This is a genomic window from Haladaptatus cibarius D43 (assembly GCF_000710615.1).
GTDB lineage: Archaea > Halobacteriota > Halobacteria > Halobacteriales > Haladaptataceae > Haladaptatus > Haladaptatus cibarius.
This window is the reverse complement of sequence record NZ_JDTH01000002.1, coordinates 948,456-974,090: the sequence shown is the minus strand read 5'-3', so window position 1 is coordinate 974,090 and position 25,635 is coordinate 948,456. Positions and strand designations below refer to the sequence as shown.

Annotated in this window: 27 protein-coding genes; 11 read left to right on the top strand and 16 right to left on the bottom strand. The window is 59.7% G+C overall.

Translation table 11 applies throughout. From position 1 onward, the window contains the following. Positions 1–39 precede the first annotated feature (39 nt). Both HL45_RS10475 and HL45_RS10470 read left to right on the top strand, forming a co-directional pair. Positions 40–423 (top strand): universal stress protein, encoded by a 384-nt coding sequence (locus tag HL45_RS10475; protein ID WP_049971053.1) that lies wholly within the window; start codon positions 40–42, stop codon positions 421–423. 47 nt (positions 424–470) lie between these two features. Next, entirely contained in the window at positions 471–986 is a 516-nt protein-coding gene (locus tag HL45_RS10470) for an HPP family protein (protein ID WP_049971052.1), read from the top strand. 149 nt (positions 987–1,135) lie between these two features. Here the strand turns inward: HL45_RS10470 and HL45_RS10465 are convergent, their stop codons facing one another. Both HL45_RS10465 and gatE read right to left on the bottom strand, forming a co-directional pair. Next, the gene (locus HL45_RS10465) at positions 1,136–1,996 is read right to left on the bottom strand and encodes a formate/nitrite transporter family protein (RefSeq protein ID WP_049971051.1); all 861 of its coding nucleotides are present in this window, start codon (positions 1,994–1,996) and stop codon (positions 1,136–1,138) included. Between the two features lie 136 nt (positions 1,997–2,132). Further along, positions 2,133–4,001, bottom strand: a complete 1,869-nt coding sequence (gatE, locus tag HL45_RS10460; RefSeq protein WP_049971050.1) for a Glu-tRNA(Gln) amidotransferase subunit GatE — start codon at positions 3,999–4,001, stop codon at positions 2,133–2,135. Positions 4,002–4,227: 226 nt separating this feature from the next. Here gatE and HL45_RS10455 point away from each other — a divergent pair, with 226 nt between their 5' ends. Further along, positions 4,228–5,397, top strand: a complete 1,170-nt coding sequence (locus HL45_RS10455) for a PAS domain-containing response regulator (RefSeq protein ID WP_049971049.1) — start codon at positions 4,228–4,230, stop codon at positions 5,395–5,397. 9 nt (positions 5,398–5,406) lie between these two features. Here HL45_RS10455 and HL45_RS10450 read toward each other — a convergent pair whose 3' ends face one another. Both HL45_RS10450 and HL45_RS10445 read right to left on the bottom strand, forming a co-directional pair. Beyond that, positions 5,407–6,882 carry a PH domain-containing protein gene (locus tag HL45_RS10450; RefSeq protein ID WP_049971048.1) on the bottom strand — a complete coding sequence of 492 codons (1,476 nt, stop codon included), beginning with the start codon at positions 6,880–6,882 and terminating at the stop codon, positions 5,407–5,409. Further along, complete coding sequence (locus HL45_RS10445) at positions 6,879–7,340, bottom strand: PH domain-containing protein (RefSeq protein WP_049971047.1); 462 nt, start codon at positions 7,338–7,340, stop codon at positions 6,879–6,881. Before HL45_RS10445 ends, HL45_RS10450 begins: the two co-directional genes overlap by 4 nt. A 241-nt stretch (positions 7,341–7,581) precedes the next feature. Here HL45_RS10445 and HL45_RS10440 point away from each other — a divergent pair, with 241 nt between their 5' ends. Next, positions 7,582–8,508, top strand: coding sequence for a hypothetical protein (locus HL45_RS10440; protein WP_049971046.1), 927 nt, complete (start codon positions 7,582–7,584; stop codon positions 8,506–8,508). Between the two features lie 134 nt (positions 8,509–8,642). On the opposite strand, the gene HL45_RS10435 is transcribed toward HL45_RS10440, so the two are convergent. The 8 genes from HL45_RS10435 to HL45_RS10400 all read right to left on the bottom strand — a co-directional run bounded on the left by HL45_RS10435 (position 8,643) and on the right by HL45_RS10400 (position 15,768). Continuing rightward, positions 8,643–10,055, bottom strand: a complete 1,413-nt coding sequence (locus tag HL45_RS10435; protein WP_049971045.1) for a class II fumarate hydratase — start codon at positions 10,053–10,055, stop codon at positions 8,643–8,645. 74 nt (positions 10,056–10,129) lie between these two features. Beyond that, on the bottom strand, positions 10,130–10,375 hold the full coding sequence (locus HL45_RS10430) for a BolA family protein (protein ID WP_049971044.1): 246 nt from the start codon (positions 10,373–10,375) through the stop codon (positions 10,130–10,132). A 577-nt stretch (positions 10,376–10,952) separates the two neighbouring features. Beyond that, positions 10,953–11,216, bottom strand: a complete 264-nt coding sequence (locus HL45_RS10425) for a hypothetical protein (RefSeq protein WP_049971043.1) — start codon at positions 11,214–11,216, stop codon at positions 10,953–10,955. Positions 11,217–11,258: 42 nt separating this feature from the next. After that, a complete protein-coding gene (locus HL45_RS10420; RefSeq protein ID WP_049971042.1) occupies positions 11,259–12,305 on the bottom strand; it encodes a presenilin family intramembrane aspartyl protease PSH in 1,047 nt (348 codons plus the stop codon). 667 nt (positions 12,306–12,972) lie between these two features. After that, positions 12,973–13,971, bottom strand: a complete 999-nt coding sequence (locus HL45_RS10415; protein WP_049971041.1) for an ornithine cyclodeaminase family protein — start codon at positions 13,969–13,971, stop codon at positions 12,973–12,975. 71 nt (positions 13,972–14,042) lie between these two features. Beyond that, a complete protein-coding gene (locus tag HL45_RS10410) occupies positions 14,043–14,258 on the bottom strand; it encodes a hypothetical protein (RefSeq protein WP_049971040.1) in 216 nt (71 codons plus the stop codon). Between the two features lie 464 nt (positions 14,259–14,722). Continuing rightward, positions 14,723–15,136, bottom strand: coding sequence for a DUF3054 domain-containing protein (locus HL45_RS10405; RefSeq protein ID WP_049971039.1), 414 nt, complete (start codon positions 15,134–15,136; stop codon positions 14,723–14,725). A 23-nt stretch (positions 15,137–15,159) separates the two neighbouring features. After that, a complete protein-coding gene (locus HL45_RS10400) occupies positions 15,160–15,768 on the bottom strand; it encodes a class I SAM-dependent methyltransferase (protein WP_049971038.1) in 609 nt (202 codons plus the stop codon). 92 nt (positions 15,769–15,860) lie between these two features. Between HL45_RS10400 and HL45_RS10395 the strand changes: the two genes are divergently transcribed. The 4 genes from HL45_RS10395 to HL45_RS10380 all read left to right on the top strand — a co-directional run bounded on the left by HL45_RS10395 (position 15,861) and on the right by HL45_RS10380 (position 18,960). After that, positions 15,861–16,373, top strand: a complete 513-nt coding sequence (locus HL45_RS10395; protein ID WP_049971036.1) for a GNAT family N-acetyltransferase — start codon at positions 15,861–15,863, stop codon at positions 16,371–16,373. An 87-nt stretch (positions 16,374–16,460) separates the two neighbouring features. After that, positions 16,461–17,498: a DsbA family protein gene (locus tag HL45_RS10390; protein WP_233274749.1), complete on the top strand. Its 1,038-nt coding sequence runs from the start codon at positions 16,461–16,463 to the stop codon at positions 17,496–17,498. A gap of 113 nt (positions 17,499–17,611) precedes the next feature. Further along, the gene (gene fen, locus HL45_RS10385; RefSeq protein WP_049971035.1) at positions 17,612–18,592 is read left to right on the top strand and encodes a flap endonuclease-1; all 981 of its coding nucleotides are present in this window, start codon (positions 17,612–17,614) and stop codon (positions 18,590–18,592) included. Between the two features lie 68 nt (positions 18,593–18,660). After that, the gene (locus HL45_RS10380; protein WP_049971033.1) at positions 18,661–18,960 is read left to right on the top strand and encodes a hypothetical protein; all 300 of its coding nucleotides are present in this window, start codon (positions 18,661–18,663) and stop codon (positions 18,958–18,960) included. Between the two features lie 341 nt (positions 18,961–19,301). Here HL45_RS10380 and HL45_RS10375 read toward each other — a convergent pair whose 3' ends face one another. The 3 genes from HL45_RS10375 to HL45_RS10365 are packed head-to-tail and all read right to left on the bottom strand — an operon-like array spanning position 19,302 to position 20,929. Continuing rightward, on the bottom strand, positions 19,302–19,529 hold the full coding sequence (locus tag HL45_RS10375) for an H/ACA ribonucleoprotein complex subunit GAR1 (protein ID WP_049971031.1): 228 nt from the start codon (positions 19,527–19,529) through the stop codon (positions 19,302–19,304). Next, positions 19,529–19,810: a signal recognition particle subunit SRP19 gene (srp19, locus tag HL45_RS10370; RefSeq protein ID WP_049971030.1), complete on the bottom strand. Its 282-nt coding sequence runs from the start codon at positions 19,808–19,810 to the stop codon at positions 19,529–19,531. Before srp19 ends, HL45_RS10375 begins: the two co-directional genes overlap by 1 nt. 39 nt (positions 19,811–19,849) lie before the next feature. After that, positions 19,850–20,929 carry a PGF-CTERM-anchored ABC transporter substrate-binding protein gene (locus HL45_RS10365; RefSeq protein ID WP_049971029.1) on the bottom strand — a complete coding sequence of 360 codons (1,080 nt, stop codon included), beginning with the start codon at positions 20,927–20,929 and terminating at the stop codon, positions 19,850–19,852. 91 nt (positions 20,930–21,020) lie between these two features. Here HL45_RS10365 and btuC point away from each other — a divergent pair, with 91 nt between their 5' ends. Together btuC and HL45_RS10355 are read left to right on the top strand one after the other, a co-directional pair. Next, positions 21,021–22,124 carry a vitamin B12 ABC transporter permease BtuC gene (gene btuC, locus HL45_RS10360; RefSeq protein ID WP_049971028.1) on the top strand — a complete coding sequence of 368 codons (1,104 nt, stop codon included), beginning with the start codon at positions 21,021–21,023 and terminating at the stop codon, positions 22,122–22,124. Next, positions 22,121–23,410, top strand: a complete 1,290-nt coding sequence (locus tag HL45_RS10355; protein WP_049971027.1) for an ATP-binding cassette domain-containing protein — start codon at positions 22,121–22,123, stop codon at positions 23,408–23,410. Before btuC ends, HL45_RS10355 begins: the two co-directional genes overlap by 4 nt. A 39-nt stretch (positions 23,411–23,449) precedes the next feature. On the opposite strand, the gene HL45_RS10350 is transcribed toward HL45_RS10355, so the two are convergent. Continuing rightward, a complete protein-coding gene (locus tag HL45_RS10350) occupies positions 23,450–23,758 on the bottom strand; it encodes a hypothetical protein (protein WP_049971026.1) in 309 nt (102 codons plus the stop codon). Between the two features lie 386 nt (positions 23,759–24,144). On the opposite strand from HL45_RS10350, the gene HL45_RS10345 reads away from it, so the two are divergent. Continuing rightward, positions 24,145–25,620 (top strand): phytoene desaturase family protein, encoded by a 1,476-nt coding sequence (locus HL45_RS10345; protein WP_049971025.1) that lies wholly within the window; start codon positions 24,145–24,147, stop codon positions 25,618–25,620. The last annotated feature ends 15 nt before the right edge of the window (positions 25,621–25,635 follow it).

Below are 25,635 nucleotides of genomic sequence, written 5' to 3'. Positions count from 1 at the left end.
GCATCAACGATTACGTGACTCGACATCATCCCTTTCGCCATGACCAGACGACTTCTCATCGCAGTGGACGACTCGGAACCGGCGCGAAAAGCGGTCGAACACGTCCTCCGGCTGTTTCCGGAAGATTCCGTTATCGCCCTGCACGTCACTGACCCGCTCGGCGAGAGTTACGGGGAAAAGGACGATTCGCCCGAGATATTTGACTGGGTGCGCGAGAGGGCAGACGAACACGACACGGCCGTCGAAACGGTCACCGAATCGGGAGACACCGCCGAAACCGTCGTTCAGTTCGCGGACGAAAACGACATCGACCAACTGTTCGTGGGCAGTCACGGCCGGTCGGGCGTCTCCCGTATCCTCCTCGGAAGCGTGGCAGAAACGCTCGTCCGAAATTCGCCGGTTCCGGTGACCGTCGTTCGCTAGCGACTCGATACCGGGGTCGTTTTACTGGTCGATAGGAGAGTGAACATATGGACAGGCGGGTGGCGACGAGTATTCACACGGGGTTTCTCATCGCGGTTCTCGGCGCGTTCGCGTGGATAACCGGCTTTCCGATGCTGTTTCCAAGCCTCGGCCCGTCCGCGTTCGTGCTGGCCATGTTTCCGGACGGGGAGGCGAGCGATTCCCAGCGAGTCGTTGGCAGTCACGCAATCGGCGTCGTCGCCGGGTTGCTCGCCTACCATCTCTTCGCGGGGGGCCTCACGATGACGACGCAGGTGCCGCCGTTTTCGATGCCGGGGCTTCGACTCGCCGGTAGTAGCTGTGTCGCCATCGTCCTCACCGTCGGCGGGATGCTGGCGTTCCGTGTTCGACACCCGCCAGCCTGCGCGACGACGCTCATCGTCGCGCTCGGACTGTTGTCCAGTCCGGTCGAAGGTGGCCTGATTCTCGTGGCCGTCGTCGTCCTCGTCGGGGTTCACGGACTGCTGTTGTTGGTCAACGAAGCGACAGAGAAAAACGGACTGATAACGGATTTGACGAAGTAAACCGCTATTTCGACGAATTCCGAGGAACGTTTCTGCGTCCCATTCCCCGGTCGGTAGTCGGGGCAGTTAGACGCAATCGAGGTGATTCGAGCAATCGTGACGATACGATGCCATCGTATCGTCACGGCGCTGACGGGGACGGTTCGAAATTAGTCATTGTTGGCCGTATCGGGCGTGTCTTCGCTCGTCTCGTCTTCGACTTCGTAATCCTCCGAGAGCGCGACGTGGCCGTAGTTCACGAGCGCGACGAAGACAGTTCCGCCGACCACGTTCCCGAGCGTCGTCCAGCCGAGGAAGTGACCGAAATCGCCGAGCGTGACGCCTTGTCCCATGAACATCGCCGACAGCACTTCCGTAGTTCCGAGCAAACAGTGATGGAATGGGCCGAGTCCGATTCCCGTGGTGACGATGATGACGAACAAGATTCGACTCACGGTGTCCCGACTGGCGGCCACGAGCCACGTGACGAGTCCCATCAGCCACCCCGCGATGACGCCCGAAAGGAAGATGACCCACGCCGGTAGCGGAATGAGCGCGTCCGCGAGCGTTCCGAACGCGGCGGGTTCCGCGATGCCGAGGGCCGGGCCGAGAAGCGCGATGAGTCCCGCGAACAGGACACAGCCGAGGAGATTCGAGACGTAGACGACGCTCCACAGTTCGCCGAGGTCGGATTTGGAAGCTCGTCCGTCGAGTACCGGCAGAACGCCCATCGTCGTGTGCGCAGTGAACAGTTCCGTCTGACCCAGGACGACGAACAGAAAACCAACGGACGATGCGACTGCGAGAAGAAACTGTTTGACGAGGGGAGAGGGGAACGACGGCGAAAACGTGAGCACCATCCCCATGAACAGCGCGCCGAAACTCACGTTGAGTCCGGCGGCCAACCCGGAGAGAAACAACCCTTTCGAGGGTCGATTGATTTCTTTCAGCGCATTGTTTATCTCGCGTTCGAGGATATTTCTGTAGGAGAGCGTGGCCCCGGTCGGGTCAACCTCCGTTTCGGAACTCACGCAATTGGCCCCCGCTGGAGAGACGGCAAATTACCACCGAAGAGACGGCTATGGAGTTCGAACATTCTCGCCCGATTTTTCGCGCCCACCCAATAAAATCCTGCTGGCAAAAATCGAAATCAGATGCGGTGTTGAGTCAGGCTCGTTGTTGAATTTCCTCGCGGAGCACCTGACTCACGAGGTCACCATCTGCTTTTCCCCGAAGTTGGCCCATACATTCGCCCATCAGACCGGAGAACGCGCCCATTCCTTCCTCTTCGACCTGTTCTTCGTTGCGTTCGACGACCGTAACGACTGCTTCGCGGACTTCGTCCTCGCCGACGCCAGCGAGTCCCGCTTCCTCGACCGCTTCTTCCGCGGACAGCTCAGGACTTTCGGCGAGAAGCGTCAGCACGTCGTTGACGCCCTCTTTCGCCAGTTCTCCGTCGGTGACGAGATCGGTAACGGCGAGGAAGTGCTCGTCGTCCAGATTCTCGACCGGCACGTCTTCTCGTCGAAGTTCCGTCACCGTGCTTTCCAACAGTCCCGCGACGAACGTCGGGTCTGCGCCGGTTTCGGCGGCGCGCTCGAACAGTGGCATCCGGCGACCGTAGGCGACCTGTTCCGCGAGTCCCGCGCCGAGCGAAAATTCGGACTGATAGCGTTCGACCTTCTCGGTGAGCAGTTCGGGCGTCTCGACTTCCGTCGGGTCTAAATCGACCGGCGGCACGTCGGTTTCGGGGTACATCCGCGCCGCGCCCGGAAGCGGGCGGAGGTAGCGCGACGTGCCGTCTTCGTTCGCACCGCGGGTTTCCTCGGGAATCCCGTCGAGCGCGACTTCCGCGCGGTCTGCGGCGGCCTCGATTGCGCCGTCTGCGACCTCCGAACTTGCCGCCACGATGGCGACAGCGTCGCCATCGTCAGCACCCACAGCATCGCGGAGCGCGGCAACTTCGTCCTCGGTGACGCCGTAGGCCGGAAGTTCGTCGGTGTGGAAGATGCCGCCAGCACCGTGGCGTTTGGCGTGGTCTGAGAGTTCGGTTCCGAGGCGGCGGTCTGACTGAATTTCACGTCCGACGAGGCCGTCGAAGCCGAACAGTGGAACTGCAGTGACTTTTCCACCCGAATCGAGTGCGCCGCGAATGACGCCGCTTTCGGTGTCCTCGAAGACGGTCGTCACGTCCTGCGTCTCGCCCACCGCTGCGCCCCGGTCGTGGAGTTCGTCACGGATGGCGAGCAGTTCGACCTGCCGCCCGACCTCGTTGCGCACGAGGTCGTCGATGTCGTCCAAACTCTGCACACCCTTCATCTCCACGCGGGCACCCTCCGCGATGGAGACGTTCACGTCCTGTCGAATGGTGCCGAGGCCGCGCTTTACGTGGCCCGTAGAGCGCAGGAGCATTCCGATTCGCTCTGCGGCCTCGCGGGCCTGTTCGGGCGAACTGATGTCCGGTTTCGTGCCGATTTCCACGAGCGGGATGCCGAGTCGGTCGAGACTGTAGAGAACGCCCTCTTCTCGCTCTTCGATTCGCTGGGCGCTTTCCTCTTCGAGCATCAAATCCTCGACGCCGACCGGGCCGTCGCTCGTCTGGATTTCGCCATCGGTTGCGACGAGCGTCGAACGCTGAAATCCGGACGTGTTCGACCCGTCAACGACGATTTTTCGCATGAGATGGGCTTGGTCGATAACGTCCATGTCGAGCAGTTGGGCGATTTCGAGGACGACCTCTCTGGCTTCCTCGTCCAGTCGGTGCGGCGGTTCGTCGTCTTCTTCCACGAGACAGGTGGTGTCGTAGGCCAGATACTCGAACTCGCGGTCGATTTGACTTTCCTCCAAGGCCGCATCGTCGATTTCGCCGAGTTCGCTCCGAGTCGGATGCAGATACCGGGTGAACGTTCGGGACGACGATTCGGGTTCGCGCAGTTCGGTCGGACACCCGCAGAACAGTTTCGTCTCGGTGTCGAGTTGCTGGTGGATTTCCAACCCTGCCACCAGACCGAGATCCTCGTAATCGTACTCGCTCATTGGTGGGACGTGAGACGCGGAGGGGTAAAAAACCGTTCAGTTCGCACGAGTCGTTCGGGGCGGCGGTCGGGGAGAAACGAATCGAACGGGCGGGAGATACCCACCATATTTAATATGTGGGATTGGGAGAATACTACTCCTATTTTACCGGTTCCAAAACGTAAAATAGCAAGGCTGCTCGCGGACGAGCAGAAAATATAAATCAAATACCGATAGAAATCCACGTATGAATGATTTCCTCGCACTGGGAAATCTCGCTGAAAGCACACCCATTCGAATCCTCCATGTGGATGATGACCCTGCACGAGTCGGCCTTTCTACGACGCTGTTGGCTCAACATCTGCCGGACGCCGAAATTCACACCGGAACCGACCCGACAGAGGCTTGTAACCGCCTCGACACCGATTTGACGGTGGACTGTATCGTCAGCGATTTCGATATGGGTTCGATGGACGGTCTCGAATTTCTGGAAGCGGTTCGGGGGCGATTCCCGAACCTCCCGTTCATTCTCTTCACCGGCAAGGGAAGCGAGGAAATCGCCAGCGAGGCGATTTCCGCGGGCGTCACGGATTACCTCCAGAAAGCTGCCGGTGCCGACCAGTACGCGGTGCTGGCAAACCGCATCGAAAACGTCGTCAGCCAGTATCGTGCGGAGCAAGCCGCCACATCGTACCAGCGTCGGATACACACCGTCTACGAACGGGTGACGGACGCCTTTTTCGCGCTCGACGACGAGTGGCGGTTCACGTTCATCAACGGAAGAGGCAAACGACTACTGGACAAAGATGAAGCGGAACTGCTCGGGAAATCCGTCTGGGACGAATTTCCCGACGCCCTCAATTCGCAGTTCGAAGACGAGTATCGAACCGCAATGAAAACACAACAACCGACCACGTTCGAGGCGTACTTCGACCCCCTCGACACACTGTTCGAAGTTCACGCCTATCCCTCCGAGGAAGGACTCTCCGTTTTCTTCCGAGATATCACCGCCGAAGACCGGATTCGAACGGAGCATCGCAGGGAAAAGGAGGTGCTAGAGCAGGTGTTCGAGACGAGTCCGGTCGGTATCGCCATCCTCAACGCTGAAGGAGCGATTACACGGGCCAACAACAGAATGGTAGAACTGCTCGAAATCACGAAAGAGGAAATAACGAACCGAACCTACGACTCGTCACAGTGGCAACTTACCGACAAAAACGGCGACCCGTTGCTGGACGAAAATCACCCACTCAGGCCAGTGTTTCTGGACGAGACGACAGTCCGAGGTGAGCGATTCGGCTACGAGAGTCCGAGCGGAAAGTGGGACCTCTACTCAATTAGCGCGGCACCGATTCACGACAAAAACGACGAATTAGAACGAGTCGTTGTCGCCGTGGAAGCCGTTTCTGAAGTGTAGGGGGAGACGTTACTCACTGCTGAACTGTTCCGATTCCGTCTTTTCCATCCGAGCGCGCGCCGCCCGCTCCCGAATCTGGCCTCCGAGTCGTCGCCGGACGAGTTCTCGAAACTCGCTCGCATCGTTCACGTCGATGTCTGCGGCGTGGGCCTCCTGTCCACCGAATCCGACCGAACTCGCGGTGTCAACAAAGACGGTTCCCAAGCGCCATCGCCGCTGAAAGATGGTTTCGCGTTGAATGACGGTCTGCACTCGGTAGTAGGGGACGACGTGGATTCGTCTGCGCCAGAAGCCGTTTCTCGTCTGAACGTGGTCTTCTCCGGCGTAGTAGCCGCGGTGTTTCCACTGATACTGTCCGGCGACCGGCGCGAGGACGAGAAGCGCGAGCGTGGCGTACCAGAACGGAAACAGTTCCGTGAACCAGTTTACGGCGAACGCCAGCGCCGTGAGTCCTGCGACGACCAGCGCGTATCTGACTATGTACCTGCGTCGGGTTCGTTTCGGTGGCCGAGTGAAGGTCGGGTCGTCGAACGATTCGATGGAGTGAGCCAACCGGAGAACGCGCCCACGGGTTGCGAGGGGAATCGCCGCCTCCGACCCGCCGGACGGCCCTTGTCCGGGCGCGTAGCCCGCAGTTTCGACCGAAAGGGTCGCGTATCCGGTGAGTCGCATGAGCGGATTCTCCTGAAGCGTAAGCGTCTGAATCTTATCGAGGGGAATCGACCCGTCGTAGCGCTGGAGCAAGCCGCGTTCGTATCTGAGTTCGTCGTCCACGCGCAGCAGGGTGAAATCGTAGTAGCGCGCGAACGTCACCATCGCGCTGGCGACCCAGAGGACGAGCGCGGAAACCAGCAGTTGTGCGAGTCCGAACAGAAACGACAGGCCGCCGAACGATTCGGCCGCGCCCGTCAGAAACGGGACGATGAAAAAGACCAGTCCGAAGACGCGAGGTTCTATCGAAATCGCAGAGAGCAAGAGCAGTTCCGGCGAGCGAATTTCGTACAGTACGTCGGGTTGGATTTCCTCTTCCTCGTCGCGTTCCGTGGCACCGCGTTTTCGGCGCTGAATCTCGCGCTGAAGTCGTCTCGCTTCGTCGTAGGCGACGAACCGAAGGCTGGCTTCCGTCTCGCCGCCGCCCGCGGTTTCGAATCCCACGAGCGCAATTCCCAGCACGCGCTGGACGACGTTTCGGCTGATGTCCACGTTCTGAATCCGGCGCAGGGGAATCTCCCGGCGTCGTCGAGAGATGACGCCGGAGTCGATGTCGAGCGAGTTGTCGGTAAGGACGTAGTCGAACCGGCGGTAGTAGACGACTTCCCAGAGTCCAGCGACGAGGAGTCCGACGGCGACGAGCGCGAGCGTGATGACAATGTTGATAGATTCCACCGCACTCGCGAGCGTCGTTCCGACGAAAAAGAGGGTGAGCGCGAGACTCATACTCCTCGTGAGCAGTCGGTAGGGTAGCGAGAGCGGGTGGAGTTTCATACCGCGTCCTCGTACTCGCTTTCGATTGCGAGGTTCCGAAGGCGGCGCTGGAGGTCTGACGCCCGTTCGGGCGTCAGACCGGGAATCGTCACGTCCGCGCCGCGCGACCCGGCGGTGTAAACGACGACGCTTCCGAGTCCGGCCAATCGCTCGATGGGGCCGCGTTGGGTGTCAACGTGCTGCACTCGGACGAACGGAACGACCGTCGTAACGCGAGTGAACACGCCTCGTTCGAGATACAAATCATCGTCGCGGATTTCGAACCGCCAGACGCGATATTTGAAAACCGTGTAGATTCCGCCGAGAACGAATATCACGACTGCGAGCGCGAGAGGGAGCCAAACCGCAATATCGAACACGAATCGGCGTACCGCGAACAGCACCGCCCCGACGAATGCTGTCGTGATGAGGACGCCCGCGAACCAGACGATTCTGACGCGGGAGTTCAGTGTCTCCATGCTTGCATATCGGGGAAGGCGGCGTATAAAAGTAGGCGTCACATATGCCCGCCGTCCGGTGCTATCGTCGTCCTACTCGTTCCGAATCGGGTGCTATTCTCGACCTACGCTCGCGGGATTCCATGCTATCGTCGCCTTACTCCGGTGGAAGGCAGACCGTACAGATTCGTTCGGGCCGCTCTGATGCGAATCAGTCGGCGTGGAACAAAGACATCAGCAGACCGTACCATTCGTGGACAGCATGACCGAGAACTCGACAACTATTGCCCGTCGCCAGTTCGTTAAGGCGACCATTGCCTCGACCGCCGTACTCGGGGGCGTCTCGTCGACAGGTGCGGCCCAATCGAACGGTAACACCCAGTTCGCCATCAAACAGGGTGGGAACTGCATTCCGATTGAACCGCTCTCGCTTTCGGGACTCCCCGTGGAGGAGTTTTACGACTACCGCACGCCCGACACCGACCCGATGTCGTACAAGTACGCCTCGTTCGGAACCGAAAGCCTCCAGCGCGACGACACCAGCATCATGTTCCTCTACGATGGTCCGAAGGGACTGAGCCTCGTGATGGTGCACGACAAACTGGACAGCGACGGTGGCGGCGCGGTGTCGTTCCGTATCACCAACCTTCCCGTGCAGGGAAAGTTCGTCGTCAAAGACGACAGCTACGACGATTCGACGAACCACGATACGTTCGACTACTCGAAACACCGGAACTGGAACGGCAAGGAAACCGCGAACGCGACCATCCACTGGACGTGGCAGGGTGGTCGCTCCGACGGAGCAGTGTACCGCGGACTCGGCAACGACTTCGAGTTCACGATACATCCCCAGTTCAACGGGCAGGCACTCTTGTCCGGCCAAGGGAGCGAGTACGAAGGGCAAGTGAACAAATGGGAAGTGCTTTCGGGCAACGCGAACAATCCCACGCGGACGAAACTGAAGATGAACCAGAAAGCCACGATAACCGCCAACGGCTGTGGCTCGGGGACGACGGAGACGACCGGGAACGAAACGACGAACGGTGGCGGCGAAGGAACCGCGACGGAGACGACTTCGAATCCGTCGGACGTGAACAGCGAAGGAAACAAAGGCTTCTTCGCAAAACTGTGGGACGGAATCTCGTCCATCCTCAACTCGGTGGTGTCGTTTTTCACCAACCTGTTCTGACCCGACCGCTGAAATCGGCGGTCGGGTCACGGAACGGATTTCGAATCTACGGGACGAATTTCGACATCACGAAACGAACCGCGACCTCGGAACGGATTTCAAGTCGGGACTCGAAATCCGAATCGTAAATCGACTTATTCGTCCTGCCCGAGGATACCCCGGTGAGTCATCGCTTCGGGGTCGATGATTTCGTCGGCTTCGTCCTCGCTCAGGTAGCCTTTTTCGACGACGACTTCGCGGACGGTCTTTCCTTCTTTCAGGGCTTCTTTCGCCGCTTTCGACGCCTTGTCGTAGCCGATGTGCGGGTTGAGCGCGGTGGCGAGCGCCATGCTCTGTTCGACCTGCGTCTCGCAGTGTTCCACGTCGATGTCGAGTTTGCCGACGAACTTCTCCGCGAACACGGTGCTACTGTTCGAGAGGAGTTCCGCGGACTGGAGGAAGTTGTGTGCTAACACCGGCTTATACAGGTTGAGGTCAATTTGACCTTCCGCCGCGCCGTATTCGACTGCGGTGTCGTTGCCGACGACCTGCTTGTGCATCTGGTTGACCGCCTCGGCGACGACCGGATTGATTTTGCCGGGCATGATGGAACTGCCGGGCTGATTTTCGGGCTGGTCAACCTCTCCGAGTCCGTTTCGCGGGCCGGAGGCCAGCAGACGGAGGTCGTTTGCGATTTTGTTGAGCGAACCAGCAACCGTCCGAAGTGCGCCGTGGGCTTCCGCCATCGCGTCGTGGGCGGCCTGCGCCTCGAAGTGGTTGTCTGCCTCGCGGAATTCCACGTTGGTTTCCTCGCTGATGTACTCCGCGGCGAGTTCCGGGAAGTCCGGATGGGTGTTCAGGCCGGTTCCGACCGCGGTGCCGCCGAGGGCGAGTTCGGCGAGGTGGTCGCGTGCGTGGTCGATGCGGGCGAGTCCCTTCTCGACTTGGGTTCGGTAGCCGCCGAACTCCTGGCCGACGCGAACCGGGGTTGCGTCCTGCAGGTGCGTGCGTCCCGTTTTCACCACGTCGTCGTACTCCTCTTCCTTCTCGGCGAGCGCTTCGCGGAGGGTGTCGAGCGCCGGAAGAACGTCTTTTTCGACTGCTTCGAGCGCCGAGACGTGCATCGCGGTCGGAATCACATCGTTGCTCGACTGGCCGAAGTTGACGTGGTCGTTCGGGTGGATGTCGCGCGACCCGACCTCGCTGCCGTAGATTTCGGCGGCGCGGTTGGCGATGACCTCGTTTGCGTTCATGTTCGAGGACGTGCCGCTGCCCGTCTGGAACACGTCAACCGGGAACTGGTCGTCGTGTTTGCCCGCGATGACTTCATCGGCGGCCTGAATGATGACCTCCGCTTCGTCCTCCTTAATCATGCCGAGGTCGCGGTTTGCCTGCGCCGCGGCCTTCTTCACAACGCCGAGGGCGCGGATGAACCGTCGTCCGAAGGTGATTCCCGAGATTGGGAAGTTCTGGATTGCGCGCTGGGTCTGTGCGCCCCAGTAGGCGTCGGCCGGTACCTGCATTTCCCCGAGGCTGTCCTCCTCGATTCGATAATCTTCGTCGCTCATACCCGTGGGGTCTTGGGCCACAGATAAATAATGTGCTCAATCGGCATCGCTCAAAACTGCAATCTCCCGACTCGTTACCCCTCGTACGCTTCGGGCGTGTACGTTTTCAGTTCGAGCGCGTGGATGTCCGTCGTCATGTGGTCGCCCAGCGCGTCGTACACCAGTTGGTGCTGTTGTACCAGCGATTTCCCTTCAAAGGCAGGAGAAATCACGAGGGCCGCGAGGTGGTCTTCGTCGTGTTCCCCGCGCGGGTGGGTGACCGTCACGTCAGCGTCTTCGAGTTCCGATTCGATGAGTTCCGCAACATCGTCCGCGTTCATGGCAGGTGGTTTTGCGCGCAGGGATAAAAAGTCGAAGGAGACTACGTGGGGGAACAGTGTCTGAAGACGGTTTTTACAGAGCGTTCTTATCATCGTTCTTTTCTATCTATCTCGGTAGTTGACATTGTTTTCTCGAGTATGCTGATAGCAAATCACGACAACAAATACCGCAACCGCCACCGCAAGCCACGTTCCTCCTCAACCGACTCCTTCGCTCACTCCGTTCGCTCAGTCGCCCCTCGCGCAGTAATCGGCAGGGCCGAAGATTCCTCGGCCCTGCCGACGCGCGCGCCACTAGCTTTGTGGAATTTCATGAATCGAAACAGACAATCTGGCGCGCGAAGGCGACGGTAGTCGCCCGCGCGAGGGTGAGTATCGCAGAGAGCGACGAAGGAGCGACCGAGAAACGCAGTCGGTTGGGGAGGATGTGGTGCGGTTTGATTGGAGTCGTGATTTGCTTAAAGAAGTTCATTCCGCTGACGCCGCGACGTGTAGTTCATCATCCAACCGGATCAGCAACAGCTGGCAAAAAAAGAACGAAATCGAACTTCCCAAAATCCACTTCTTGTACTACTTCCTAGCCCCACCAGCCGAACTGCTCTTTGGCTTGCTCAATCGCTCCCTCGACTTTTTTTTCGAGTTCGTCGATGGAGCGTTCGACGTACTGGACACGCTCGCGGGGAATCCGACGGACGACATCGTCGCCGTCGTCATTTTCGCCGACTTTGACGAGCCAGTGGTCGTCGAAGTAGACGATGTCGTCGTTTTCGACTTCTCGCTCGGTTACGCCGTCCGCGTCTTCGTACACGATTGTCGCCGTGCCAACGTCCGGGTCGGGCATGCGTCGGCCTACTCAGGCGAAGTGTTAGAGCGTTCTGGCTGATTACGCAAGCGTCAGGCCGCCCAAACCGAGCGCCTGCGAGAGGGAAATTCCGCTGGCCAGCGCGCCGACGAGGTAGCCGCCGATTGCACCGCCGTTGAGCAGCGGCAGTCCGGCGTGTGCGCGCCCTTTGAGCACCAACCAGAGCAGGGTGACCAATCCGATCATCGTGCCAATCATGGCCGTCAGCGCGGGTAGATTGAGGGCGAATCCCGAGACGAGGGCGTCCGCGGGCGAGAAGAACGCCGCGCTGGCAACGAGGATGGTCGGCATGACGGCGTCGCCCAGTCCGATGAAGAGGGCGTCGCGGTCGCCCGTGTCCGAATCGGCCTCTGATTCGTCCGTTTCCGGAGAATCGACTTCGTCCGCTTCGACCGATTCGTCCGGTTCGTCCTCCGGCGACACCGCGCCTTCGCTGGTCGCCTGTGCGGTGTCCGCGATGAACGAGTACGAGAGCGACATCGGAATCACGAGGACAACGGGGATTTTCAAGTCCATCACGCCGGAGGCGAGCGTGAGCATGTGTTCTGTTCCGTAGACGCTGATGGCGTCGTAGATGGCCAGCACCGCGAGGAGGAGGATTGCCGGGAGCAGGCCGAAACTGATGCCGAACAGGCCCGCCGCACCCGCGCCCATGACGACCCCTGCGGAGTCGATGACGTACCATTCGGGGTGGACTGCAAGGGCGATGGCGACCACTGCGGCGGCTCCCCACGCGACGACGTTGACCGGCGCGCCGCCGACCGTTATCTCGACCGCGGAGGGAATGATGACGCTGAAGACGTACAGCGAGAGCATTCCGCTCGTGAAGATGATGACGCCGCGGAGAATCCATTCGACGCCGAGTTTCATGATGGCGAGCATCCCCGCCGTGAAGACGAGGATGACGCCGACGTAGACGAGACTGTTGGTCGGGTCGGAGGGGTCTTCGACCGTCTGATAGCCCGCAGATTCGAACGGTTCGACCAGCGCCAGCGCCCCGAGTTGTACCCCGAGGAAGATGGCGACGGTCAACCCGGATGCAAAGAGCACCCGCGTTCGTTTGTTCATGGCCGAAGCAATGAAGTGACCCCTCTTTGTGGTTTTGGGTTCGACATTTTGGAGGGAGCGAGATGGTTTGGTTTTTCAGATGGATTTGCTTTTTCGGCGTTTGGCGAGTTTATGAATAAGTTGAACGAGCTATTGACCGAGTTGTGAAATTGCCGATAGCAAGTCACGACTCCAATCAAACCGCCACGACGACGAACTAGCAGTACGCGATTCGAACGAAGGTAGTTTGTCGGTAGCAAATCACGACTCCAATCAAACCGCCCCCGCACCGCAACCACCCACACACCTCCCCAACCGATTCGCTCACTCGCTAACGCTCGTTCACTCATCCCTCGCGCGGAAATTAGCAGACCCTCGGCGGTGAACGCCTCAGGTCTGCTGACGCACGCGCCACTGTGGTTGGGTCGATTTCCGGAAACCATCTTTTCCATGTGGCGCGCGCTGGCGTGAGTTCGAGGACTGTACGTCCGAGAAATCGCGCTAAAGCGTGCGAGGGATGAGTGAGGAACGAAGTGACGAAGGAATCGGTTGGGGAGGACGTGGCCCACGGTGGCGGTTGCGGTATTTATTGTCGTGATTACCTACCAGCAATTCTACAACCATCCAAAAGCAACACATCCTCTCAAAACCCCTCCAAATCGCATTCCCAACCAACTCTTCCAAATCGCTATTCGCCGGTCAACGCGTCACTCGCAGGCGAGAGGGAAATCGTGGAGCCAAGTCCCTCGTCCAGCGCTTTCTCGTACAGCATATACGCCGACGCCACGGTTTCAATCCCAGTTCCGCCGCTGTCGAAGACGGTGATTTCGTCCTCGGATTCCCGTCCGACTGCATCACCCGCAACCACCTCGCCGAGTTCCGCGTGGATGTGGTCTTCGCTCACGGCACCCGAGTCCAGCGCGGCGAGGAACGACCCGGCGTCCTGCGTCGCTCGCTCGCGCAGGTCGGGGACGTATTTCGCGCGCTCGATGGTGGTCGCGTCGAGTTCGCGCTTTTTCGGATGGTACTGCCCCATCGCGGTGACGTGGGTGCCATCCTCCAACAGGTCGCCGTCGAAAACCGGTTCGCTGGCGGTGGTCGCCGTAATCACGATGTCCGCGTTCTCGACCGCGGCGGCGCTGCTGGCGACGGCCGCGACGGAGGCGTCGAGGGTTTCGTTCATTTCGCCAGCGAACGATTCCCTGCTTTCCTTGGTCGGCGAGTAGACGGCGACGGTTTCGATGTCGCGCACGGTCATCGCCGCTTTCAACTGGCCGCGGGCCTGTGCGCCGCTTCCGATGAGGCCGAGTTTCGTTGCATTTTCTCGGGCGAGTGCGTCCACGCCGACCGCGCCCACCGCGCCGGTTTTGAACGGATTCATGCTCGCACCGTCGATGAGCGCGAGTGGTTCACCGCTTTCGGCGTCGAACAGCGGCGTCATGAACCACGCGTCCTCCGCGCCGAATCCGGCGGAGTACATGTAGCCACCCATCGCTCCGGTTTCGGGTAGCATTGCGGAGTAACTCGTCAGCATCCCCGCGGGGTCGGCGTTCGGGAGCGTGGTGCGCGGTTTTGCGGGCGCACCCAATCCTCGCTGGTAGTAGCCCTCGTGGACGGCATCGACGTATTCGTCCGGTGTTGCCAGTCCGGCAACCTCGTCGCTCGAAAGAAACAGTGCATCTGTCATGGCTGGCAAGAGAACTGCCAGCGACAAAACCGTTGAGGAAGGAGAACGGAAAGGGGAAAGAAAGGAAACAGTTAGTCAGCGGAGTTGACTGGTGGAGGAGACTGGGCGGCAGGAACGTCATCGACAGGCCCATTGACGAACAGGGCGTGGCCGATGAGGAACACGGAAGCGGTTGCGCCGAGCGGAATCGCGGTCGTCAGCGCGAGTCCAGCAACGCTGAGTACTCCAGTTACGCCAACCAGTGCAAGCGGAATCAGTCCCAGAATGAGGTCATAGTATCCAGTCATAATCTATTATAGAATATGCGGGGAGGGTATATAACTCTTCCCCATATGAGAGACAGTCGTTCTGTGTACCTACTCCGTATTCACAACCGCATTGACGAGTTACTTTGAGATAAGTTATGAGAATCCATGAGAAATACAGACCTCAAAACGGAGAAATTCGGCACTTTTCGAGTGAATCGAATATGACTCAGAATTATTCTTCCTCGAAATGGGTGTTATTATCTAGCATGGAAATCGGCGACGGAATCGGTTTCCGAAAATATCCACGAGTAATCCGGCGAAGTCGAATACTACGAGGAATAAAACTAAAGTGAAATTGACAGTATAGGATGTTCAAACGATAACAACGGAAGTCGCGGTTCTCGGCGCACCCTTCCCCGATTGCGCGAAATACTGCATGATCGTTCCGGCGGTCGGCATTGCCATCTATCTCACCGTGCATTCATACGTCGAATATCGCCGGGTTACGGTGTGATCGCTGCCGCGAGTCCGCGCCAACAGACGAGTGCAACGAGTCCGAGTCCGGTGACGACGAGGACGAACGAAAGCGGCGAGTTACCGTGGAACAACGAGGTCGCTCGTAGTCCTGCACCAATGAGCGATGCGACGACCCATGCCCCGCCGCCGAGGAGCGCGGCGTCGCGGAGCGACCGACGTGCACGTCTGCTGTACGTGCCGAGCACGAGCGAGGCGACGACCCACCCGATGAGAAACGGCGCGAGCGTATCCGCGAACAACAGTGGACTCGTTATCGGGTCGGTGTTGTGTCGAAGGCTTCCCATCCAGAGGAGTCCGATTATCACTACTAAATCGCCGAGTACAAGTCCCGCGGTGGCTGGGGAGCGGTCGAAGCGCCCGGTCGCAAAGACACTGCTCATACTGCCATCTCGGGACGCCGAGGTTATGTGATTCCCGATGTGCGTTTGACGCCCGCGACGGTGTAGTCGAATCCACGATTCCGGACGTGCGGCACGAGTTCCGCGCCCGCGAGCATCCGAGTGAGTTCTTCCGGCGTGAAGAAGACGGAGTTCATGCCGATTGCGTGTTCGCCTCGGACGAGCAGTTTGCCTCGAATCGTCGCCGGGTTGAACTCCCGAATAACGAGGACGCCGCCGGGATTCAGCACGCGCTCCACCTCCGCGAGCGCGTCCTCTGCATCGCCGATATGATGGAGTGCATCCGAAATGACGATGGCGTCCACCGATTCGGAATCGAGCGGCAGTCGGGAGGCATCTCCGCGCACACAGGCGAGGCCTCGCCTGTGTGCCTGCACGAGCATCTTCTTCGACGCGTCGAGAACGATTCGCTCGTCGGCGTCGATTGCCCTCACTGCGCGCCCGGTTCCTCCGGCAACGTCAACCACGCGCTCGATTGGACGGTCTGCCTGTGCCAGCCCCTCCGCGAGAATATCGGCGTCGAAGGGTGACGAGAAGAAATCGTACAGTCGGGCAAATCGGTCGAAATGTCCTACATCACCGGCCGAATACGGATTGGAATCGGTGTTCGACATGGAATCGAACACGCGGGCCAGCGAGTAAAATCCGTGGGGCGACATCCATCGGGCACCAGTGAACGGATGTGACTGGCGTCCGAACTTCCAGTGTGGAAAATACGATACTGGGCTGGCCCAAGGACGGCCCGACCCTCCGCCTCGATTACGAGGTGTTCAGCTACGCGGGTAAGTTCGTGATGTCGAACTCCGGGAAGGCGGTCGCCCGGCAGGACGACGAACTCGTCGCGGCCATCGCGTTCAACGAAGACCGAACCGACGACGAAACCGTGTGGCTTCGGTACGTGACGGTTCGCGCCGACAGGCGCGGCGAAGGAATCGGGGCGGAACTCGCCCGGTTCACCACGAAAAAAATTCACGAGAAGGGTTACCGGGGCGTCAAAATCGCGGTGAACAACCCGTTCGCGTATCAGGCGCTCTATCGCGCCGGTTTCGGATGGACGGAAGAAGAAACCGGCATCGCCGAACTCGTGTTGGAACACCCGGCGGAGCAGTCGAAATCGACCTATCAGTCGGGCTTGGACGTGTTTCGTGACCGCGACCTTTCGTCTGACGAAGAGTCGTTTCTGGCCGAAAAGAAGGGGTCGAAACCGCCGTCTTCGTAATCGAAAATAGCGTCTCTTCCCACTTGTTCCGTTTGTTGTCCGCATTAACACCCGATTAACGAAGTCCTGTTAGGTAGACGAACAACCATGAAGACGAGTCGGCGGACGATACTCGGCCTTGTCGGCACGGGACTGTCGGTTGGAGCGGCGGGTTGTTCAGCACTCTCGAACAACAGTTCGGATCCGGAGCAGACAGCCGACCCCAGCGGAACGTCAGGAAGTGACGGAGGGACGACGACGAGCGATGTGAATCTCGACGACGGATCGACAACGGACGAAGCGGGAACGGACGAGGAATCGACGGAACCCGAGGAAATCGAATCGCCGGAGGGACTCTACGAATCGGCGAGCGTTCCGAACGACCCGAGCGGATTCACCTACGCTCGGATGGGTGCCGAGGATGCCCCCGTCACGGCGACGGTTTACGGCGGGTGGAAATGTCCGTACACGCAACGGTTCGTCTTCGGGTTTTTGGGCGAAATCGTACAAAAATACGTCGAACCCGGCGACGTGGCTCTCGAATTTCGTGCCGTAGCCTACAGGGACGGCGAAGGATTCCACGGCCCCGACGAACCGCGCGCGGCGCGGGCCGGACTCGCAGTTTGGCACAACGACCCCGACTCCTACTGGGATTTCTTCGAATACATGTTCGAAAACAGAAGCGGGGTCGATGGCTGGGCGACGACGGAAACGCTCATGCGAATCGCGGAAGCGGCGGGCGTCGAAAACCTCGACGCAATCGAATCAGAAATCGAGGACGGAAAATACCAGCAGGAAATCGAACAGACGATGGAGAAGGTGTACGAAGTCCCGATTTCCGCTGTCCCCCGCGTCGTGGTCGATGGCGAGGCGACCGCACCGACGGCGCGTCCGAACCGGACGATTGCGCAGTTAGACGCCGCGCTCGGACGCGGGCCGGAACCCGACGAGACGACGACTACGACCACGACGGAAGACGGTTCGCCGACGGGCGAGGGTTCGGACGAAACGACGACAACCGACGGAACGAGCGGGGGAACGACCACGACGACAACTGACGAAGCCACCACGACGAGCGACGATTCTACGACAACCACCACAGAAGATACAACCACAATCACCACGACATCCACGACCTCCGAATAGCTTCGATTCGGCAGACCGCACGGTTCGTAGTTTCTGGGTGTTCAGCGGATTTTCACCCTCACTTCCGCCGTCAGACGGGAGTTTCAAGCCCACGCCGCTCTTAGCCCCGGCAAATGGGAAACTCCGCACTCCGACAACTCGCGTCGCTCGAAGAGGTTAGCTTCGACGACATCGAAGGCTCGCTCGTCGCCATCGACGCGCACAACTGGCTCTATCGGTATCTCACGACGACGGTGAAGTGGACGCGCGACGAGGTGTACACCACCGACGACGGCACCGAGGTGGCCAACCTCGTCGGCGTGGTGCAAGGTCTGCCCAAATTCTTCGAGCACGATTTGACGCCCGTCTTCGTCTTCGACGGGCAGGTGACCGACCTCAAAAGCGACGAAATCGAGAGTCGGCGCGAACAGCGAGAGAAACTGGAAGACCAACTCGAAGACGCGAGAGAGGCGGGCGACGCCGTCGAAGTCGCCCGTCTCGACGCGCACACCCAGCGGCTCACGCCGGTCATTCAGGAAACCACCCGCGAACTGCTCGAACACTTGGACGTGCCGATCGTCGAAGCTCCGTTCGAGGGCGAAGCGCAGGCGGCGCACATGGCCCGAACCGGCGCGGTCGATTACGCCGGAACCGAGGATTACGATGCCCTGCTTCTCGGTGCCCCCAAAACCCTCCGGCAACTCACCAGTAAGGGCGACCCGGAACTGATGGACTTCGACGCCACGCTCGAAGACCACGACATCACGTGGGAACAGTTGGTGGACATCGCCATCCTCTGTGGCACCGACTTCAACGAGGGCATCTCCGGCGTCGGCCCGAAAACCGCGCTGAAAGGGGTCAAAGAACACGGCGACCTGTTCGGTGTCCTCGAAAAACGCGACGAAGACATCCCGAACGTGGATACCATCCGCGAGATGTTCCTCAATCCCGAGGTTACCGACGATTACGAGTTCGACGCCGAGATGAACCCCGACATCGACGCCGCCCGCGAGTACGTCACCGAAGAGTGGAAAGTACACGCCGACGAGGTGGAGCGCGGGTTCGAGCGAATCGAGGAGAGCACCACCCAGACCGGCCTCGACCAGTGGTCGTAGTCGTCACAGTCAGCTAGCGGTCATCCGGGGCCGTCACGTTGACGGAACCACAGGCAGTAGTCGATTTCATGACCGACGAACTGTCGCCGAACGACCTGCGGGAGGGGATGGAAATCGAACTCGACTGGTCACCGAAAGGGCCGGGAAGCGGTGGGACTGTTACGGGCGACGTAACCCGCGTGTGGCGACCCGAAGACGACGTTCGGGAGTTCACGATTCGGGAGGATGGAATCAACTGGAACGTCTACACGGAATATCGAAATCCTCCTGTCGAACGTGTCGAAGTGAGTGCTGACGAAGCGGGAAGTGACGACCCCGAGGCACAGACGGTTGGTCGATTGGAACGAATCGTCCTTCGGAGTGAGTGATTTCTCAACAGCGTTAGTAGCACTGTGTTTGTTTGATTTCGCTCACGGTGATTTATCTTGAGGAGTTGCTAGTTACTACCGACTCTAAGAGAATCGCCACTAGAGAGGTATCCACCATGAGATTCTGAAGTTTGTTTCAAAATGGAGAGCACAAGTCCCGACTCCAATCAAACCGCCACCGCAACCGTCCACACGCCTCCCCAACCGACTCCTTTGCACCTGTCGGTGTTCGGTCGTCCCTCACGCGGGCGAACCTCCAGTGGAGGTTCGCCTTCGCGCGCCACATGAATGTGCTGACCAGCCGAAAGCCGTCGGAAAGCCACTCTCAACTCATTTCGTAGTTATCGAGCGTACAGTTTCGACCCGACCAACATCGCAAGCCGCGTGTCCTCGTCGGGCGAAACCGCCACGTAGGGTTGTGAAACCGGGCCGAACACGTCAACCACTCTGCCGACGGTTTGGAGGCTTTCGTCCACGACCATGGTTCCGATATCCGGGTAGTCCTCGCTCGGCGATTGCACGATGGCGAGGTTCTGTGCCGTTCGAACGACTTCTCCCAATCTGTGCATCAGTTTCGCATGGCCGTGACGTATGCGGCGACGGCCTGAATGAGGTCGTTTTTCGACGAATCGTCCGCGTTCTTGACGAGGACGCGACCGCGCTCTTCCCATCCCTCGCGGGAGTAGGCTTTGTCGCGTTCGATGACAGTGTCGTAGCCAACCTGTTGGACGGCCCGAGCGATTTCATCGACCGTCGGTTCCTCCACGGCGGACGCTTCCGGCACCCGCCGTCCCTGACTGCGAGTCAACGCCGCGTCGAGGTACGCGGGCCAGATGACTTTTTCGACCATACTGTCCCTCTATCGCCACCCGTTAAACGCCTTTTCGTGTCACTCTCTGCGAGCGAGAAGCGTGACGACTGCGAGTGCGCCCGCGACGACCGCACCGACGCCACCGAATCCGGGTTGCCCGCCGGATTCCGTGGTCGTTTCACCGGTCGTACCATCCATCGATTCGGTCGTAGTCATCGTTTCGTCGCCCGTTTCTGTCGTCGTGGTCACGTTCGCCTGTTCGTAGGCTTCGGGGTGGAGCGTCTTCGCTAGTTTCGTAATGGGGTGGACGATTCGCGGCGCGGGTTGGCTCGCGTAGTTCGAGTTCAGCGAGATGGTCTGATTCTGCTGTGCGGCAGGCGTCTCGCTGTACGCGTTCGGCACTTCCATCCCCGCGGAGACGATGAACCAGTCCGGTTGCTGTTGGACGACGACTTCGTTGCTAATCTGTTTGTAGCCGGAAATGTCGGCCTCAGCGGCGACGTTCGTCCCGCCAGCGGTTTCGATGATTTTGTTGATGAAGGTTCCCTCTCCGGCGGTGAATCCGCCGCTCATGACGTACATCACTTTCGGGCTGTCCTCGTTGGAAACCGCCTGTTCGACCGTGTTCACGCGGTCTTTCATCCACGAAACGGTTTCCGCCGCGCCGTCACATTCGCCCGCAAGTTGGCCCGTCAGTTCGGTTTTCGCGTAGATGTCCTCGATGGACTCCGATTCTTCGAACTTGTACACCGTCAGTCCTGCGTCTCGCAGTGTCTGGACTGTCTGTTCGGGAATGACGTTCGGTGCGAGAACCAAGTCGGGATTCTGCGCGACGACCTTTTCCGGCACGACTGCGGTCATTCCGGCACCCGAGACGTTCGCTTTCGAGTTCGCGCCATCGAGATACGTCGAGAACTTCGTCACGCCGACGACTTTCTCTTGGGCACCGATTTCCCACATCGTCTGGGACGCACTCGGTGAGAGCGTGACGATTCGCTGTGGTTCCTCTTCAATCGTCACCTCGGTTCCCGTCGCGTCAGTTTCCGTTACCGGGAACGAGCAGTTTTCTTGTGCCCCTGCGACACCGACAGGGCCGACCGCGATACCGCCAAAGAGCGTTGCGACGACGAGCATCGCCGACAACAGCAGTTGTTTCATAACGATGGAAACTGCAAGCGTATTCAATAAATATTTACCTAAAGCAATCAGACTTGCATACAATGGAGCAGGGTCGGGAGTGACAACGCAGATGAGCGCGCGGGTGACGACGTGGTGTGGCGGATTAGCGGCGGCGTTCGTCGCGGTTGTGTTAGCCAGCGCCGCGACCGGGCCGACTTCGCTCTCGGCCCTCGTCGTAACGAAAACACTGCTCAACGAGCTGGCGATACCGACCGGTGCCACTCTCGCAAACCACACGCTTTCGCTTCCGGGCGTCCTCTCCGTCGGCGTTCCGCTCCCAGATTTTTCGTACACACCGATTTTTTCGTTTTCTGTCCCCCAAACCGCGCAAATCATCGTCGTTACCCTTCGAATGCCGCGAATCGTCCTCGCCGGAGTCGTCGGCTTTGCCCTCGCAACCGCGGGCGTCGTCATGCAGGGATTTTTCCGGAATCCGATGGCTGACCCGTCCATCATCGGTGTTTCGTCGGGGGCGGCGGTCGGCGCGGTAGCGACCATCGCGTTTTCGATCTCGCTCCCCTTCGCACTCCCCGTCTTTTCGTTCGTCGGCGCAATCGTCGCCGCCTTCGGGGTGTACCTGCTGGCGACGCAAAACGGGAGAACGCCAGTTGCAACGCTCCTGCTTGCGGGCGTTGCAGTTCAGACGCTTTTGGGAGCGGTCGTCTCCTATCTCCTGCTCGAAAGCGGCGAAAGCCTCCGTGAGGCGGTTTTCTGGCTGATGGGCCACCTCCACTACGCGTCGTGGGGGAAAGTGTGGATCGCGCTTCCGGTCGCACTCTTCGGCTTCGTGGTGCTCGCCCTGTTCGCACAGGACTTGAACGTCCTCCTCCTCGGGGAGGAGGACGCCCACAACCTCGGCGTCGAAGTAGAGCGAACCAAACGCCTGCTTCTCGCCGTCGCCAGCATCGTCACCGCCGCCGCGGTTTCGGTTTCCGGCGTTATCGGATTCGTCGGCCTCGTGGTTCCGCACGTCATGCGTCTTTTGGTCGGGCCTGACCACCGAATCCTGCTTCCGACCAGCGCCCTCGCCGGGGCCGTCTTCCTCGTCGTAACCGACACCATCGCCCGGTCTGCGACAGGCGCAGCGGAACTCCCGGTCGGCATCGTCACCGCGTTCCTCGGCGCGCCGTTTTTCCTCTACCTGCTCCGCAAGCGCGAGGTGCACGCGCTGTGATTCGAATCGAGGACGTTTCGGTGACGCTCGGCGATTCGAGGGTACTCGACAACGTCGATGCTCGCGTTCCGGACGGAACATTCGTCGGCCTCGTCGGGCCGAACGGGGCGGGAAAAACCACGCTCCTTCGGGCGATGAACGGGGTTCTGTCGCCCGATTCGGGCCGCGTGCTGGTCGATGGTGATTCGATAGCAGCCCTCTCGTCCAAGGCCGCCAGTCGAAAAGTTGCGACGGTTCCACAGGATACGACCCTCTCGTTCGATTTCGACGTGCGCGATGTGGTCGCAATGGGGCGCAATCCATACCGGTCGCGGTTCGGTAGTGACATCGATGGCGGTGACGGCGAGAGCGGCGACAACGACGACAGCAAAAACAGCACCAGCGCGGCCGTGGTCGAACGAGCGATGGAGCGAACCGACGTGATGCAGTTCGCCGACAGGTCGATTACCGCCGTCAGCGGCGGTGAGCGCCAGCGAATCCTGCTGGCGCGGGCGCTGGCACAAGACACGCCAGTTCTCCTGCTCGACGAACCGACGGCCAGTCTCGACATCAATCATCAGGTGCGAACGTTCGAACTGGTTCGTGAACTCGTCCATGAGGGAAAAACCGTCGTGGCCGCGATTCACGACCTGAACCTCGCGGCGCACTACTGCGACGAACTCCTCCTGCTCGATTCGGGGTCGGTGCTCTCGTCCGGGCCACCCACAGACGTTCTCGCGGAAGACACTCTCCGCGAGGCGTTCAACGCCCGAGCGGTCGTCTCCAGTCATCCCGTGACGGGTTCGACCTACGTGACTGCTCTCCCGGAGCGAGCGACGGGGAGAGAACAGGATGGAGGCGGTAGAATCCACGTCGTCGGTGGCGGCGGAACCGTCTCGCGCCTGCTCTACGTCCTCTCTGCGGCGGGCTACGACGTTTCGATCGGGGTGCTGAACGAAGGCGACTCAGACCTCGAAACCGCGCGATTGCTTGGACTGGAAACCGTCGTGGAAGAACCGTTCGCGCCCATCGGTTCCGAGGCGCAGGCGGCCCTCGAAGAAAAAATCCGAGCGGCAGACGCGACTATTCTCGGGGACGTGGAAATCGGGTCGGGAAATCTGGCGAACCTCGAAGCGGTTTCGGCGGCGGATTCCGTCGTCGTCGTGGAAGAACGCCAGTTCGAAGCGCGAAACTACGCCGGAAGCGCCGCAGTCGCGACCTATCGAGAACTGTGCGAGCGCGGGCACGTCGTCTCACCGGACGACGTGCTTTCGGCGGTCGAGGCCGCGTTCGCGGAAGAATCGTAGTTGAAGGTGGGGAAATCACGGAACTGCGGCCGAGAACTCTCACGATTTCTCGGCCGACCGATACTGCACCAACTCGAACAGCAGCAGCGCGGCGAACGTGCTCGCCGCGAGCATGACGATACCTGCGACGCCGACGCGAACCGAGGGGGCAACGACGACGCCAGTGCCGAGCAGTGCCCCGGTCAACAGGGCCATGACGAACCGTTTTATTTTCGTGAGCGAGACGAATCGCTGTGCAACGGTCGGGTCGAGGCCCACGATGCGCGACCAGACGACGTAGAACGTCAGTACGATGAGAAAAGAAAGGAGGGCAACGCCGAGCAGTAACGAAAATACGACGAGTTCCACGATAGATACCTCTATTGAGGATGAACCTGTCGTGTATTCGTATAAGTCTATCGGACGATAGATGAGTATCCTCAAGGAAGCAGTAGAGTGCCGAATTAATGAAGTGTAGTGCGGGGTTTGTCGTACCCCGGGATGAGAACTTTCGTGGAAGGGTTGGTGACACTTTGGAAGGAGGCCAACCTTCCGCCAGAGCCTTCGGCAGCGCCGGAATACAACGCTCACACTAGCACGCTTACGCGCCCGAGTCAGGCAGGCGCAGTTGGACAAAGAACCCCTGTCCCCTTTGTTATACGCCAGCTAAACCACCGGGGAAGCGACCTTATCTTGTGATGAAACCTTACACGTCGGGGAGTCGTTTTTATCAGGTTCGCGCCCTGACACTGCGTATGAATCTCGCTGGGGAGTCGGTCGTAATCGTCGGGAGCGGATTCGGCGGCCTCTCGACGGCTTGCTATCTCGCTGACGCTGGTGCAGACGTGACGGTCGTAGAAAAGAACGAACAACTCGGCGGACGGGCGAGTCGCCTCGAAGAGGACGGCTTCCGGTTCGACATGGGGCCGTCGTGGTACCTCATGCCCGACGTGTTCGAGCGCTTTTTCGGCCACTTCGACCGCACGCCGAGCGACTACTACAGGCTTCAGCGACTCGACCCGCATTATCGGATTTTCTTCAAAGATGGGGACAAGGTAGATATTCTTCCCAACCTCAAACACAACAAGGAACTGTTCGAATCCTACGAGGAGGGTGCTGGCGAGGAACTAACGCGATATCTCGACCGCTCCGAGGAAAATTACGGCGTCGGGATGGAGCATTTCGTCTACACCGACCGTTCCCGGTTCCGGGATTATGTCTCGTTGAACGTGGCGAAAAACGCCCGCGGGCTGAACCTTCTCGGGTCGATGCAAGACCACGTCGAGAACTACTTCGACCATCCGAAGCTCCAGCAGATAATGCAGTACACGCTGGTGTTTCTGGGCGGCTCGCCGAACAACACACCTGCAATCTACAACCTGATGAGCCACGTCGATTTCAACCTCGGCGTCTACTATCCGGAAGGCGGTCTAGGTGGCGTGGTCGATGGTATCGTTCAGTTGGGGGAAGAACTGGGCGTCAAATACGTCACGGACTACGAAGTGACGGGCATCACGGGACACGAGGACGATTTCCTCGTCCACAGCGGCGACGAGTCGATGTTCGCCGACATCGTGGTGAGCGACGCCGATTACGCCCACACCGAACAGGAACTCCTTCCACCGGAAGCGCGCAAGTACGACGCCGACTACTGGGAGTCGCGCACCTACGCACCTTCGGCGTTCCTCATGTACCTCGGCGTCGAGGGCGACGTGGAGGAACTCGCCCACCACACACTCGTCCTGCCCGAAAACTGGAACGAGCATTTCGACCAGATTTTCGAAAATCCGGCGTGGCCCGACGACCCGGCGTACTACCTTTGTGTGCCGAGCAAAACCGACGATACGGTTGCTCCCGAGGGACACAGCAACCTGTTCGTCCTCGTTCCGATTGCCCCCGGACTTCCGGATGGGGATGCCATCCGCGAAGAGTACCGCGAGAAGATTCTGGACGACGTGGCCGAAAACACGGGCGTTTCACTTCGGGATAGAATCGTTTTCGAAAAACAGTTCTGCGTCTCCGACTTCGCAGACCGCTACAACAGCATGCAGGGAACCGCCCTCGGACTGGCGCACACGCTGATGCAAACCGGCCCGATGCGGCCCCGCCATCGCTCTCCCAAGGTCGATGGCTTGTACTTCACCGGGTCGTACACCACGCCGGGAATCGGCGTCCCGATGTGTCTCATCGGCGGGCAACACACCGCGGACGCCGTTTTAGAAGACCATTAATCTAAAACCCATTCG

What these genes read in the sequence shown, in the direction of transcription:
- HL45_RS10430 (WP_049971044.1), bottom strand. Translation starts at nt 10,375, where the DNA reads ATGAACGCGGACGATGTTGCGGAACTCATCGAATCGGAACTCGAAGAC.
- HL45_RS10470 (WP_049971052.1), top strand. Translation starts at nt 471, where the DNA reads ATGGACAGGCGGGTGGCGACGAGTATTCACACGGGGTTTCTCATCGCG.
- HL45_RS10420 (WP_049971042.1), bottom strand. Translation starts at nt 12,305, where the DNA reads ATGAACAAACGAACGCGGGTGCTCTTTGCATCCGGGTTGACCGTCGCC.
- HL45_RS10445 (WP_049971047.1), bottom strand. Translation starts at nt 7,340, where the DNA reads ATGGAGACACTGAACTCCCGCGTCAGAATCGTCTGGTTCGCGGGCGTC.
- gatE (WP_049971050.1), bottom strand. Translation starts at nt 4,001, where the DNA reads ATGAGCGAGTACGATTACGAGGATCTCGGTCTGGTGGCAGGGTTGGAA.
- HL45_RS10400 (WP_049971038.1), bottom strand. Translation starts at nt 15,768, where the DNA reads ATGTCGAACACCGATTCCAATCCGTATTCGGCCGGTGATGTAGGACAT.
- HL45_RS10380 (WP_049971033.1), top strand. Translation starts at nt 18,661, where the DNA reads ATGACCGACGAACTGTCGCCGAACGACCTGCGGGAGGGGATGGAAATC.
- HL45_RS10365 (WP_049971029.1), bottom strand. Translation starts at nt 20,929, where the DNA reads ATGAAACAACTGCTGTTGTCGGCGATGCTCGTCGTCGCAACGCTCTTT.
- HL45_RS10345 (WP_049971025.1), top strand. Translation starts at nt 24,145, where the DNA reads ATGAATCTCGCTGGGGAGTCGGTCGTAATCGTCGGGAGCGGATTCGGC.
- HL45_RS10375 (WP_049971031.1), bottom strand. Translation starts at nt 19,529, where the DNA reads ATGCACAGATTGGGAGAAGTCGTTCGAACGGCACAGAACCTCGCCATC.
- HL45_RS10475 (WP_049971053.1), top strand. Translation starts at nt 40, where the DNA reads ATGACCAGACGACTTCTCATCGCAGTGGACGACTCGGAACCGGCGCGA.
- srp19 (WP_049971030.1), bottom strand. Translation starts at nt 19,810, where the DNA reads ATGGTCGAAAAAGTCATCTGGCCCGCGTACCTCGACGCGGCGTTGACT.
- HL45_RS10455 (WP_049971049.1), top strand. Translation starts at nt 4,228, where the DNA reads ATGAATGATTTCCTCGCACTGGGAAATCTCGCTGAAAGCACACCCATT.
- fen (WP_049971035.1), top strand. Translation starts at nt 17,612, where the DNA reads ATGGGAAACTCCGCACTCCGACAACTCGCGTCGCTCGAAGAGGTTAGC.
- btuC (WP_049971028.1), top strand. Translation starts at nt 21,021, where the DNA reads ATGAGCGCGCGGGTGACGACGTGGTGTGGCGGATTAGCGGCGGCGTTC.
- HL45_RS10405 (WP_049971039.1), bottom strand. Translation starts at nt 15,136, where the DNA reads ATGAGCAGTGTCTTTGCGACCGGGCGCTTCGACCGCTCCCCAGCCACC.
- HL45_RS10410 (WP_049971040.1), bottom strand. Translation starts at nt 14,258, where the DNA reads ATGACTGGATACTATGACCTCATTCTGGGACTGATTCCGCTTGCACTG.
- HL45_RS10390 (WP_233274749.1), top strand. Translation starts at nt 16,461, where the DNA reads ATGAAGACGAGTCGGCGGACGATACTCGGCCTTGTCGGCACGGGACTG.
- HL45_RS10425 (WP_049971043.1), bottom strand. Translation starts at nt 11,216, where the DNA reads ATGCCCGACCCGGACGTTGGCACGGCGACAATCGTGTACGAAGACGCG.
- HL45_RS10435 (WP_049971045.1), bottom strand. Translation starts at nt 10,055, where the DNA reads ATGAGCGACGAAGATTATCGAATCGAGGAGGACAGCCTCGGGGAAATG.
- HL45_RS10415 (WP_049971041.1), bottom strand. Translation starts at nt 13,971, where the DNA reads ATGACAGATGCACTGTTTCTTTCGAGCGACGAGGTTGCCGGACTGGCA.
- HL45_RS10450 (WP_049971048.1), bottom strand. Translation starts at nt 6,882, where the DNA reads ATGAAACTCCACCCGCTCTCGCTACCCTACCGACTGCTCACGAGGAGT.
- HL45_RS10440 (WP_049971046.1), top strand. Translation starts at nt 7,582, where the DNA reads ATGACCGAGAACTCGACAACTATTGCCCGTCGCCAGTTCGTTAAGGCG.